Here is a 13,016-nt window from a genome sequence, read left to right on the forward strand (position 1 = left end):
CAAAAGCCATGCATGCATAAAATGCCACAGGTTTCCACCCCAGGTGGGTGCCGCTCCATCCCATCATCCGGTATAATGAGGTAGAGGTGAAGTTATTATGCCGGAATTGCCGGAAGTTGAAACCGTCAAACGAACCCTTAATCAATTGATTAAAGGCAAATATATAGATCATGTGACCGTAAATCTGCCGCGAATCATTCAGCGGCCTGACGATGTGGATGCTTTTGCATTTATGCTGAAAGACCATACCATTGAAGGTGTCGAGCGCAGGGGAAAGTTTCTGCGCATCTTGCTGGACGGGCTTGTGCTTGTCTCGCACCTTCGGATGGAAGGCCGCTACGGGCTCTACCGGAAGGATGAGCCCGTAGAGAAGCATACCCACGTCATTTTTCATTTTTCGGACGGTACGGAACTGAGATACAAGGATGTGCGCCAATTTGGAACGATGCATCTGTTTGCGCCGGGCGAGGAGTTTAACCATCCGCCGTTATCGAAGCTTGGCTATGAGCCCCTGGACGATACGCTGAATATGGATACCTTCAAGGAAGTGATCGGCAGCAAGAAGACGAAAATCAAAGCAGTGCTGCTGAATCAGGCATATGTTGTCGGCATCGGAAATATATATGTCGATGAAGCCTTATTCCGAGCCGGCATTCATCCGGAGATCCCGGCCAATAAGCTCGGGGACGATGAGCTGTCCCGGCTGTACCATGCGATTGTGGCCACCCTGTCCGAGGCGGTAGAAGCGGGCGGGTCCTCCATCAAGTCCTATGTCAACGGTCAAGGCGAGATGGGCATGTTTCAGCACAGTCTCAAAATTTACGGCCGGAAGGACGAGCCCTGCTACGGCTGCGGCGGACCGGTCTTCAAGACGGTTGTCGGCGGAAGAGGCACGCATTACTGCCCTTCATGCCAGCCGGACAGGAAGTAAGGAACTGGGCGTGCACCCCTTCTTTTCCCCACTCATATAATGAGGAGACAATTGGGAAGCTGATCAGGCTATTAGCTGCCATGTGGTGATGGCTAATCGAAGGCTTGATGGGTTCTGCGAAGGAGGGAAGAGGGTGCTCAGTCATTTTTTCTCGCCCATACTGCTGGCCATGGCGCTAAGCTTGGACGGGTTTGGAGCAGGGGTTACATACGGTCTGCGCAAAACCAAAATTCCGCTGCTGTCCGTTCTGATTATCTCGCTGTGTTCGGGACTGGTGCTTGGCGTCTCCATGCAGGCGGGGGCGCTGCTGCAGCGGTTTTTGTCCCCGTCAGCGGCATCGGTGATCGGGGCGGCCATTCTGATTCTGCTCGGCTTATGGTCGTTATATCAACAGGTATGGGGAACCAGGGATCGCAAGGTAAGGGCGCATGGAATCGATCAAGGGATTGCACACTACGGATCAGATGGATCGCGGGCTGACGAACAGTCCGGTGTGAACCGGGAAGAACATGAAGGCGGCGGCGAAGCCCTGCAAAAGGCGGTATTCTCGTTTGAAATCCGCAAGCTTGGCCTCGTCATCCAAATTTTGCGGAGCCCTGTCCAAGCGGATATGGACAATTCCGGGAGCATCTCTTCATGGGAAGCGATGTGGCTGGGCATTGCGCTGTCGCTCGATGCATTCGGAGCGGGTCTTGGCGCGGCCATGCTCGGTTTTTCTCCGCTCGGCACGGCTTCGGTAGTCGCACTCTTTAGCGGGATATTTCTTATGCTGGGGATGAAGGTCGGACTGCGGTTTGCGTCAAAAAACGGCATGCGCCTGATCTCGTACCTTCCCGCGTTATTGTTAATCATCATGGGTATAATGAAGCTGTAATGAGGTGAAGTCATGAATATCGGTTTAACCGGAGGAATCGCAACAGGCAAAAGCACCGTGTCCTCCATGCTGACCAAGAAGGGGGCGCTTCTCGTCGATGCGGATGTCATCGCCCGGGAAGTCATGCTCCCGGGTCATCCGGTGCTGGCTGAGGTGACCGCTCATTTCGGACAACATATTTTGCTGGAAGACGGAACGCTCAATCGAAAAAAGCTGGGGGAGATCATCTTTCGGGACCCCGAGCAGCGGGAAGCGTTGAACCGGATGACCCACCCGGCCATTCGGCAGGAAATCCGGGACCGGACGGCCGCCTATGAACGCGACTATCCGGACCGTCTCGTCGTGGCGGATATTCCGCTGCTGCTTGAGTCGCGTGAGCAATATTCGTTTCTGGAACAAATTGTCGTCGTCTATGTTCCCAGAGAGCTGCAAATCCGGCGTCTGATGCAGCGCGATGCGCTGACCGAAGGACAAGCAGCGGCCCGTCTCGGGAGTCAGATGGATATTGAAGTCAAGAAAAGGCTTGCGGATATCGTTATCGACAATAGCGGAACGCCGGACGAGACGAGGCAGCAGGTGGACAAGCTGTGGAACAGGATGGTCCGGGTATGAAGTGGCTTCGCAAAAAAAGAGTGCTGCTTCTGCTGTTCGTATCTTTTGTCGGGGTGCTGTTTCTGAGCTCGAATTGGATGACCTTGTTGTATCCGATCGAGTACAGGGATGAGATTCGGAAGCATGCGGACTATTATGACGTCGATCCGTTTCTCGTTGCCTCCATTATCCGTGTAGAGACGAACTTCAAGCCCGGCAAGGAATCCAAAAAGGGTGCGCTCGGGATTATGCAGCTGATGCCGGATACGGCCAACTGGGCCATGGAAATGGCCAAGCTTCCTTCAGTGACGCTGTCCAGCGTCAAGAATGAAGTGGATACGAACATTCAGCTCGGAACCTGGTATATTCAGAACCTGCATCAGGAAATGGACGGCAATCCGATTGCGGCAATCGCTGCGTACAACGCCGGCCCGGGAAACGTCAAGAACTGGATCAAAAAGGGCATGTGGGACGGCACGTACGAGAACGTAAAGCGGATTCCGGTCGGAGAGACGCGGCATTATGTACAGCGTGTCATTTATTATTATAATCAATACACGAGCGTGTATAATGATCAGTTCTAGGTTCCAGGCCCAGATGAAGAAAAGAGCGTTGACAGCTCTTATCAAGCCGCCAACACTCCTTTTTGAGTAAGAATCAATTATTGACCGGAGAATTGACCAGCCAATTGTTGCTCGGCCAGGGTTACCAGGCGCTTCGTGATGTAACCCCCGATCGAACCGTTCTCGTAGGAAGTCATGTTACCTTGGTATCCGTCTTGTGGGATGGAGATACCAAGCTCTTGAGCTACCTCATACTTCAACTGCTCAAGAGCAGCGTTTGCGCGAGGCACAACCAGGTTGTTGGAGTTGTTGTTGCTTTGTGGCATTTGTAGTTCACCTCCTTGAGTTGGTAAAAGTATTATGTCTCCGGTTTCGCATTTTCATAACAACAAAGACAGAACATTTTTTGGTAATTTTTGCAGTTCAATTATGAAGAGTTGGATTAAAGGATGTGACATGATTTTATGAAATGCCCATATTGCGGCTTTGCCGGTACGAAGGTGCTTGACTCGCGTCCGGCCAACGAGAATAAATCCATCCGGCGCAGGAGGGAATGCGAGCAGTGCAGCCGCCGTTTTACCACGTTTGAGATGGTGGAAGAAACGCCGCTGATCGTCGTGAAGAAGGATGGCAGCCGGGAGGAATTCAGCAGGGAGAAGGTGCTGCGCGGTCTGATTCGGGCCTGCGAGAAGCGCCCTGTCTCGGTGGATCAGTTGGACATGATCGTATCGGATGTGGAGAAGGCGCTCCGGAATACGGCCGCTGCCGAGGTGGAGAGCCGTCAGATCGGGGAGCTGCTGATGGAACGGCTGTATCCTGTCGACGAGGTGGCGTATGTGAGGTTCGCTTCGGTATACCGCCAGTTTAAAGATATCAATATGTTCATGAAGGAGCTGAAAAGTCTCCTCTCCAAAGATACGGACGAACAGAACCTCTAAGAGCGCCTGCAGCCCATGTGCAGCCTTGGGCGCTCGAGGCCCCTGGTATCTGGATTCGTTGTTAAGTGACGTTATATTATGAAGCAAAATGCTGCATCTGTTCTTCGAACAAAAATCTAAAAAAGATGTTGACAGGCCTGCAGAAATTTTATATGATATAGAAGTCGCTTACGGGGCCTTAGCTCAGCTGGGAGAGCGCATCGCTGGCAGCGATGAGGTCAGGGGTTCGATCCCCCTAGGCTCCATACTTTAAAGAAAGTCCTTGGATTTCCAAGGGCTTTTTTGTTTTTCTGGGATCGAATTTATAATGCATATAGAAATCGGTTTGGGGATGAAATGGGACGGAACATTGGGCAGGTCCTTCATCCCATCCGCAGCTTAATAGATTATTCATGGATACGCTTGAGCTCTGTCATCCTCTGTTCACGGTCAGGCTCCGATAATGTTTGGGGGAGGTACCCATGATCTTTTTAAATATTTTGGAAAACAGCAGAGGGTCGTTATAGCCTACAGAACGAGCGATATCACCGATCGCCAGCTCAGCGTTTCCCATCATTTTGCATGCCATATCGATCCTGTAGCGAATCAAATAATCCTGAATGCTTACGTTCATTTGTCGCTTGAATAATGAGCATAAATAGCTTCGATTTAATCCTATAAAATGTGCAATGTCCTCGATCGTGATTTTTTGGGAAAAGTTCATTTCGATAAAATCCTTCACCTGCTCAACGTAAATTTCCGCCCGGCTATCCTTCTGAACCGGGGGCGTTTCCGGTCCGGATTCCACCAACAAGGATAGCATCAGATAGAGCAGCCCCGTTAGTCTGGTTTCGCGGGCTTTATGGCTTTCACTCGATTGGGCCATGAATTGCAAATACTGATAGATCCTATCGTCTCTATCATAATAGAGGATCGGTGATGAAGGGGTTAGCCCTGCCTGCTTAAGGAGCGATTCGGCCAGCGTGCCGTTAAAACCGAACCACCCATATGACCAAGGGTTCACTTCATCGGCCTGATAATAGGTTACGACATTGGGGCAAATCAGGAACCCCTGCCCCTTCCGGAGGCGATACCTGCTTCCCCCTACCTCGAAGATTCCTTCCCCATTGAAAATATAATGGAGCAAATAGTGTGTCCTTATCGCGGGCCCGAAGCCATGGCCGGGGATACAATCCTCCATGCCAAATTGAGTGAGATGCAGTTCGGTGTGCTGTTTACTTCTCGGCAAATACTCAATCACAATCAAAACCCCTCATGATATAATACCTATCATAATAACATAACAAGCGAGCACCGTGCCATGTACGAAATAACTGTTGTGCTATATCATTTTTATGTGTCTGCCGCATTTCTGCAATAACATGATCAATCCTTAAACCATGTTTTTTTAATTCAGGACATGTCATAGGCAGGTCTACTAAGGCAGCTATATCATGCATGAAAGCTTCAATGGAAGAGAAAGAGAGGATGTAACCAATGGGCGTAACGGTGCAAGAGCAAACAGGGTTGTTTCATCTACAGTCATCCGACATGAGCTATTTGATTCAGATCGTGGACGGCTATCCTGTACATGTATATTGGGGAGGCAAACTGAGGCAGCGGGAGAAGATGAACGATCTGCTGATCCATACTCCCGCGGGGGCTGGATTGGACCGGTTGCCGCAAGAATATCCGCAGTACGGCAGCGGAGACTTCCGTAATCCGGCTTACCAAGTCGAACTTGAGGATGGAACACGGATTACCGAGCTCAAGTACGACGGCTATCGGATCCTGAAGGGAAAGCCGCATTTAATTGGACTTCCGGCTGTTTATACGGAGGACGAATCCGAAGCGGATTCACTCGAGCTGATATTAAAGGACACATACTCGGGACTTAAAGTTGTCCTTCTCTATACCATCTTTGCGGATCGCAACGTGATCGTTCGTTCAACGCTGCTCACCAACGAGGGGGACAAGAAGCTTCGGCTTCGCCGTGCCCTAAGTGCAAGCGTCGATTTGACCGGCAAAGGCGATTTGGAAATCATGTATCTTTCCGGAGCCTGGGCGAGGGAGGGAAATATCAGACGAAGACCGCTAGTGCAGGGCGAAACCCACATCGATAGCAAAAGAGGCATGAGCAGCCATCAATTCAACCCATTCGCCGCGTTGGTCAGCAAGGAAACGACGGAAGATCACGGGGAGGCTTTCGGCTTCAGCCTTGTGTATAGCGGCAGTTTTGAAGCTGGAGCGGAAGTGGATTCATTCGGCGCTACGCGGTTTAGCATCGGCGTGAACTCTTTTGACTTTGCCTGGCAGCTGAATCCGGGGGAAAGCTTTCAGACGCCGGAAGCGGTGATGGTGTACTCCGGACATGGACTTGGAGAGATGTCGCGGACGTACCATCGTTTGTACCGTACCCGGCTTTGCCGAGGGAAGTATCGGGACGAAGAACGGCCGATTCTGGTCAATAACTGGGAGGCCACCTATTTTAACTTCGATGCGGACAAGTTGGTATCGATCGCAGAAGAGGGGGCCAAGTTAGGCATCGAACTGTTTGTGTTGGATGACGGTTGGTTCGGGAAACGGGATTCCGACAATTCGTCGTTGGGCGATTGGTTCGAGGACCGCCGGAAGCTGCCTGGCGGGCTCGCGGATGTTGCGGAACGCGTCAATCGGCTTGGCTTGAAGTTCGGGCTCTGGTTCGAGCCCGAGATGATCTCCCCGGACAGCGAACTGTATCGCAAGCATCCGGATTGGTGTCTTCACGTTCCGGGGCGGAGGCGGACCGAAGCCAGATGGCAGTTGGTGCTGGATTACACTCGCCAGGAAGTGCGCGACTACATCTACGATTCGCTGTCTGCGATATTCACCAGCGTGCCGGTCTCTTACGTAAAATGGGACATGAACCGCTGCCTGACGGAGATCGGATCCGCCGCCCTGCAGCCGGAGCATCAGGCCGAGACCGCTCACCGCTATGTCCTTGGATTGTACGAGCTGCTCGAGCGCATCACTGCCGATTTTCCGCATATTTTGTTCGAAAGCTGCTCCAGCGGCGGCGGACGCTTCGATCCGGGCATGCTGTATTACATGCCCCAAACCTGGACAAGCGATAATACCGATGCGGTCGAACGACTGAAGATTCAATACGGCACCAGCCTTGTGTATCCCGTTAGCGCGATCGGAGCACATGTGTCGGCGGTTCCGAACCATCAGGTTGGACGAATCACGCCTCTCCAATTTCGAGGAGATGTCGCCATGTCCGGAAACTTCGGATATGAGCTGGATCTTACGAAATTCACCGATGAAGAAAAGGAGACGGTCAAACGCCAAGTCGCGACCTACAAGCAGATTCGCGGTCTGGTTCAGCAAGGCGACTTATACCGCCTGAAGAGTCCTTTTGAAGGAAATGAGTCCGCCTGGATGTTCGTTTCGGAAGATAAAGAGGAAGCCCTCGTTTACGCTTTTCAAGTGATGGCCATGCCGAACGCCCCTCTGCGGACCGTGCGCCTTAGCGGACTTGACCCGGAACTGGAATACGAAGTGGAGTCCTCGATCAGCGGGGAGAAATCGATCTATGGGGGAGACAGACTGATGCAGCTTGGCCTGCCCCTTAAATACGAACAGAAGGACTATCAAAGCATGTGGTTCAGGCTGAAGGCAGTGAAGCCTGGCAAGGCGTAATATCAAGTCCCATGCCCGATTGAGAAATCATCGATGAAGCTAAGCCCCTTTCTAAGTGAAAAGGGGCTTTTGCACGCAGCAAGACAGACTCGGGAGGTTGTAGACATGTTTTTTATCCGAATCATGAATGACATGAAAATGAAGAAGAAGCTGGCGATTACGTTCATATCGGTGGCCGTTCTTCCCTTGCTGCTATCCGGCCTGTTTCTGACCGGGAAGCTCCGCGAGCTTGTCATTAGAGACGCCTTTACGCAAGTATCCAACAATGTTGAACGCGTCCGAAAACGTACGGAAGAGCTGATCAAGGTGCCGCTCGATATTTCAAACCGGCTGATGAATGACAACATGATGAAGAGAGTAGCCGGCCAAAAGTACGACAGCTATGTCGAAGTCATTCAGGCATACCGGGCGTACACGGATATTCGCGACTACCTCCAGCAGTACAAGGAGATATCGGGTATCCGCGTCTATGCAGAAAATAAGGGGGCGCTCAACAATTGGGAATTTATCCAGCCGGACGAAAGCATCACCACCCAAAACTGGTATAAGGAGGCCATTAAGCAGAAAGGGCTGGTTGGCTGGAATTTAATCGAAGATGAACGGAAGGCTGCCGAGTATCTAAGCTTGTTTCGTTCCTTTCCGCTTGACTCCTCTGGGCGAAAAGGGGTTCTGGTCATCAATGTGGACAAGCAGCATTTAAGTTCCATTCTGGACCAAGAGTCGTTTCCTACCTTTATCGTGGATAATCAGCATCGGATCGTCGCGTCCAATCAAGCTGGAGGATCGGGAAAGGAATTATCGGATATGCACACCAGTGAAAATATACGATCCCTTCAGGAAGGAAGCTACGACATGTCCGTCAACGGCAAAGCGTCCAAGGTGGTTATCGCCAGCTTACATCCACAGGATAGCTGGAACGGACTTCGCATTATTTCCATTTTCTCCGTTGCCGAAATTACCCGTGATGCTAATCAAGTGATCCGTCTCGGCGTGGCCGTGATCACAGCCAGTCTGCTATTTGCCGCCCTGCTTGTTTATGCTTCCGCTTCGTTATTATCCGGAAGGCTCCTCCGGTTGAGCAAGCATATGTCCAAAGTCCGGTCCGGATCCTGGGAAGCCTTTCTGCATATCGATGGAAATGACGAAATTGGCATGCTGTCCAGGCAATTTAATGCGCTGGTCAGAGACGTGAACGATTTGGTCCATGAGGTCCAGGAAACGAATCACCAGAAAAGCCTGGTGGAGCAGAGGCAGAACGAGATCAAGTTCAAGATGCTGACCAGCCAGATTAACCCCCATTTTCTGTTCAACTCGCTGGAGTCGATCCGGATGGAGGCCCATATTCGCAAGCAAGACGATATCGCGGATGCGGTGTGGCTGCTGAGTACGCTCCTGCGCAGCAGTCTCGAGACCGGCAACGGGAAGATTCCGCTCAGCAAAGAGCTTGAGCGGGTGCGCTGTTATCTCGATATTCAGAAGTTCAGGTATGAAGACCGTTTGAGGTATCAATTGACGGTGGGCCCGGGTCTGCAGGAGATGATGGTCCCGCCGTTCATGATCCAGCCACTGGTGGAGAACGCAGTCGTTCATGGATTGGATAACCGCGCGGAAGGAGTCTTCATTAAAGTAGAAGTAAAAGAAATTTCAAGGGGAGTTCAAGTCAACGTGAGTGATAACGGCGCCGGCCTTTCGGCCGATCGTCTCGCGCTTATACGGGAAGAGCTTGCTTCATCCGTTCTGGATGAGGAGGAGCAGCGGATCGGGCTACGAAACGTAAATGACCGGCTTACCTTGCTGTACGGGGCAGCCAGTGCGCTGCATATCGAAAGCGAACCTGGGGTCGGAACTTGTGTCACATTTTTTATTCCTGGAGGTGGTTCCGAATGATGAAGGTCATGATCGTGGACGATGAACCGAAGCTTCGTCAAGGCCTTCAAACCTTGATACCGTGGGAAAGCCTGGGACTAACCGTTACGGCCACGGCATCCAATGGTATTGAAGCGTTGGAAATGATTCAACAAGAGCCTCCAGACATTGCCGTCGTCGATATCCGCATGCCGCTTATGGACGGTTTGCAATTGATCCAGTCCCTTACATCGACCGGTTATCCAATGCAATTTATCATCCTAAGCGGGTATGCCGACTTCGAATATGCCAAGCAAGCGATTAAATACGGGGTTTCCGGGTATCTCCTTAAACCTGTGGATATCAGTGAAATGAAGAATACGCTAAAGCGGGTAAGCGAGCGTATCAAAGAGGACCGCCTGAAACAGGGGCAGCACCAGATGAAGGCTGTGAACCGGGAGTGGTTTTTGCACGATCTTTTCGCTCCGCAGGATAAATTCAAAGACCCCGCCGCTATGAAGAGCATGGCAAAAGAGGCCGGGCTGCTGTGGAGCAGCTATGAGACCGTTGCGGTTTTTCCGCGGGTTTCCGAAGTCGAGCGCCCCGATGCGCTGCAGAGGCTTGATCATGCGCTGAAGCCGATCATTGAAGGCAGAGATATGGGGGTGGTTACCGTTAGTCCCCCGTACGTCATCCTGCTCCTGCGAGAGCCGCTGCGCAGCAAACAGCGCCGGGAGGAATTGTACCGGGAGATCCGGAACGCTTCGGGCGACTACCGATTCGTCGCTGCAACCGGGGGAACGGTATCGGTGCCCGAAGAGATTAACCGCTCATTTTTAAAAGCACAGGACTTGATCAAGCAAGCCTTCTTCTGCGAGAAGGGACGTCTGCTGGGGCCCAATCCTTCGCTTCATTCTGTACCGGAATCCACTCGGCCGTCGAACCATAACGTCGAAGAGACGACGGAGGAGCTTATCTTCCGCTTGTATTACAGCTTGGATGCAGGCAACCAGACCATGATTCGTCCATTGTTGGAAGAGGCGGCTGCATTTTTCCTTACGCAGGAGCCGGATGAAAGCTTTGTCAAAGAATCGTTCTTCTTTCTATCCAACGCCGTCATTCATAAGCTGACTGCGGGCTCCCGTAAGGAAATGAAGGGGACAGAGGAGGTTTCGCGATTTTTGAAAGGGATATTCGAATACGAGTTTTTGGACGAGCTGATCGACGAGACCTGCCGTTTTCTGCTCGGATTAGCGGAGGACGCTGAACCGGAAGGGAAGGAAAAAGAATTAAAGATCATGATCAACATCATTCATAGGCATTATGCCGACAACCTGAAACTGGAAACATTGGCCGGGATGCTGAACTACAGCACGGCATATTTGGGACAGCTCTTTAAAAATAAGACAGGTGAGTACTTCAACACTTACCTGGACAGGGTCCGGATCCAAAAAGCCAAGGAGCTGCTGGAACAGGGAAAGAAGGTTTATGAGGTCGCCGAACTCGTCGGTTACACAAGCGTCAATTACTTCCACAGCAAATTCAAAAAATACGAGGGCCGTTCACCCTCTGAATTTAAAAATCCATAATTTGTGGATGATTTTTACCGAAATCCGTGGTATGGGCCGCTTCTCTCCTATGACTTATGATGAAGTCTAGGAGAGGGGGGGAAACATGAAAGCGATAACATTAAAAACAGAAAACGGATACAAGAAGACAGAGCAATCAAAGAGGACTGTATGGAAGGTGTTCAAAAACCAGAAGTATCTTTACTTCATGTCCATCCCGTTCGTTCTTTGGGTCTTTGTCTTTCAGTACCTGCCTCTATGGGGCTGGACAATGGCCTTCCAAAAATATAGACCCGGCGTAAGTTTTTTCGAACAAAAGTGGGTCGGATTCGAGCACTTCCGCACGTTGTTCCAGGATGACCATTTCTACCAGGTGCTCCGGAATACGCTGGCCATGAGCTTTATGGGACTAGCCGCGGGTTTCATCATACCGGTCGCCTTTGCCCTGATGCTCAATGAGGTTCGTTCACAGGTTATGAAACGTTTTGTGCAAACCGTGTCTTATTTGCCGCATTTTGTTTCGTGGGTTGTAGCGGCGGGCATCGTGACCAAAATGCTCTCGACGGACGGAGGCGTCGTGAACAGCCTGCTGATGAGTCTCAACATTATCGATCAGCCGATTCAGTTTATGGCACAGGGGCAATGGTTCTGGGGGATTGTAACGGGAGCGGACATTTGGAAGGAAACCGGATGGAACGCCATTATCTACTTGGCGGCTATTTCCGGAATCGGCCCTGAGTTGTACGAAGCGGCACGGGTCGACGGCGCGAGCCGGCTGCGGCAAATGTGGCATATCACGCTGCCAGGGATTCGGCCGACAATCATCGTGCTCCTGATCATGTCCATTGGCCATTTACTCGGTACAGGCTTCGAGAAACAGTTTCTGTTAGGCAATCACCTGGTCATCGATTACTCCGAAGTGCTTGACTTGTATGCGCTTAATTATGGATTGGCCATGGGACGCTACTCGTTCGGGACGGCGATCAATATTTTCAATTCGGTCATAAGCCTGATCCTGTTGTTTGCGGCTAATGGAATATTTAAGCGCTTTACCAACGAAAGCATTATGTAAGGAGGAAGACATGGGGACTGTCAAGAGTACTGCATCGGCCGGTCGAATGAAAAGCAAGCTGAAATCAAAATCACCGCTGGACCGAATGCTGGAAGTGTTCGTTTATCTATCCATGATCGTGGTTACCGTTTTGACGATTTATCCGTTTTTAAACGTGCTGGCGATCTCCTTTAACGATTCGGTGGACACCGTCAGAGGGGGCATTACGATCTGGCCAAGGCAATTCACGTTGAGAAATTACGAAATGATTTTTTCTTTCAGCGGCTTGATTACCGGATTTAAAATTTCCGTACTGCGGACGGTCATTGGCACCGTAGCGGGCTTGATTAGCGGTTCCATGCTGGCTTACACGCTTGCGCGCAGGGAATTCCAAGCAAGAAAATTTATTTCAACCTTTCTGGCTATAACCATGTATGTTTCGGGCGGCCTGATTCCGGGGTTTATCCTGATGAAGGATCTGCATCTCATCAATACGTTTGCCGTATACATTTTGCCGGGCCTCGTAAGCGCGTTTAACGTTTTCGTTATCCGTTCCTTCATTGACGGTCTGCCTTATGCGCTGCAAGAATCGGCCAAACTGGACGGTGCCAACGATTTTACGATTTACTGGCGCGTCATCCTGCCTCTTTGCAAGCCGGCGTTAGCGACTGTAGCGCTCTTCTTGGCGGTAGGGCAATGGAACTCTTGGTTTGATACCTATCTATTCAACGGGTCAAACGAATCGTTAACAACGCTGCAATATGAGCTGATGAAAATTTTGCAAAGCACAACAACAAGTGCGACCAATTCCCAGGATGCTGCCAATATGGCCCAGCGCATGGCGCAGGTTTCTCCGGAATCTGTTAAAATGGCCATCACGATTATCGTTACGGTGCCGATTCTGGTCGTCTATCCTTTCCTGCAAAAATATTTTGTGAAGGGCATGACGCTCGGAGCCGTAAAGAGTTAAAACGAAGATACCGGTATGTCCAGAC

12 protein-coding genes and 1 tRNA gene are annotated in these 13,016 nt (G+C 51.0%); 11 read left to right on the top strand and 2 right to left on the bottom strand.

The annotated features are described in order from the left end of the window. The first annotated feature begins 97 nt into the window (after positions 1-97). The 4 genes from mutM to BBD41_RS21330 all read left to right on the top strand — a co-directional run bounded on the left by mutM (position 98) and on the right by BBD41_RS21330 (position 2,980). Complete coding sequence (gene mutM / locus BBD41_RS21315; protein ID WP_099478655.1) at positions 98-931, top strand: DNA-formamidopyrimidine glycosylase; 834 nt, start codon at positions 98-100, stop codon at positions 929-931. Positions 932-1,064: 133 nt separating this feature from the next. After that, entirely contained in the window at positions 1,065-1,805 is a 741-nt protein-coding gene (locus BBD41_RS21320; protein WP_099478656.1) for an MntP/YtaF family protein, read from the top strand. 12 nt (positions 1,806-1,817) lie between these two features. Further along, positions 1,818-2,417 (top strand): dephospho-CoA kinase, encoded by a 600-nt coding sequence (gene coaE, locus BBD41_RS21325; protein WP_099478657.1) that lies wholly within the window; start codon positions 1,818-1,820, stop codon positions 2,415-2,417. Further along, positions 2,414-2,980 (top strand): lytic transglycosylase domain-containing protein, encoded by a 567-nt coding sequence (locus BBD41_RS21330; RefSeq protein WP_077567725.1) that lies wholly within the window; start codon positions 2,414-2,416, stop codon positions 2,978-2,980. Before coaE ends, BBD41_RS21330 begins: the two co-directional genes overlap by 4 nt. Positions 2,981-3,057: 77 nt before the next feature. On the opposite strand, the gene BBD41_RS21335 is transcribed toward BBD41_RS21330, so the two are convergent. Further along, a complete protein-coding gene (locus BBD41_RS21335) occupies positions 3,058-3,285 on the bottom strand; it encodes an alpha/beta-type small acid-soluble spore protein (protein ID WP_007127426.1) in 228 nt (75 codons plus the stop codon). Between the two features lie 138 nt (positions 3,286-3,423). On the opposite strand from BBD41_RS21335, the gene nrdR reads away from it, so the two are divergent. Together nrdR and BBD41_RS21345 are read left to right on the top strand one after the other, a co-directional pair. Further along, the gene (gene nrdR / locus BBD41_RS21340; RefSeq protein WP_077567724.1) at positions 3,424-3,897 is read left to right on the top strand and encodes a transcriptional regulator NrdR; all 474 of its coding nucleotides are present in this window, start codon (positions 3,424-3,426) and stop codon (positions 3,895-3,897) included. Between the two features lie 172 nt (positions 3,898-4,069). After that, positions 4,070-4,142, top strand: a tRNA-Ala gene (locus BBD41_RS21345). 167 nt (positions 4,143-4,309) lie between these two features. Here the strand turns inward: BBD41_RS21345 and BBD41_RS21350 are convergent. Beyond that, entirely contained in the window at positions 4,310-5,137 is an 828-nt protein-coding gene (locus BBD41_RS21350) for an AraC family transcriptional regulator (RefSeq protein ID WP_099478658.1), read from the bottom strand. 236 nt (positions 5,138-5,373) lie between these two features. On the opposite strand from BBD41_RS21350, the gene BBD41_RS21355 reads away from it, so the two are divergent. From BBD41_RS21355 to BBD41_RS21375, 5 genes are all read left to right on the top strand, one after another. Continuing rightward, a complete protein-coding gene (locus tag BBD41_RS21355; protein ID WP_099478659.1) occupies positions 5,374-7,557 on the top strand; it encodes an alpha-galactosidase in 2,184 nt (727 codons plus the stop codon). A 105-nt stretch (positions 7,558-7,662) separates the two neighbouring features. Then, positions 7,663-9,444, top strand: a complete 1,782-nt coding sequence (locus BBD41_RS21360; RefSeq protein WP_099478660.1) for a cache domain-containing sensor histidine kinase — start codon at positions 7,663-7,665, stop codon at positions 9,442-9,444. After that, a complete protein-coding gene (locus BBD41_RS21365) occupies positions 9,441-10,991 on the top strand; it encodes a response regulator transcription factor (RefSeq protein ID WP_099478661.1) in 1,551 nt (516 codons plus the stop codon). The genes BBD41_RS21360 and BBD41_RS21365 overlap by 4 nt, the downstream gene beginning before the upstream one ends. A gap of 85 nt (positions 10,992-11,076) precedes the next feature. Further along, positions 11,077-12,042, top strand: a complete 966-nt coding sequence (locus BBD41_RS21370; protein ID WP_099478662.1) for an ABC transporter permease — start codon at positions 11,077-11,079, stop codon at positions 12,040-12,042. Between the two features lie 10 nt (positions 12,043-12,052). Then, on the top strand, positions 12,053-12,991 hold the full coding sequence (locus BBD41_RS21375) for a carbohydrate ABC transporter permease (protein ID WP_099478663.1): 939 nt from the start codon (positions 12,053-12,055) through the stop codon (positions 12,989-12,991). Positions 12,992-13,016: the final 25 nt, after the last annotated feature.

This window comes from Paenibacillus ihbetae (assembly GCF_002741055.1).
In the GTDB taxonomy this organism is placed as follows: domain Bacteria; phylum Bacillota; class Bacilli; order Paenibacillales; family Paenibacillaceae; genus Paenibacillus_AQ; species Paenibacillus_AQ ihbetae.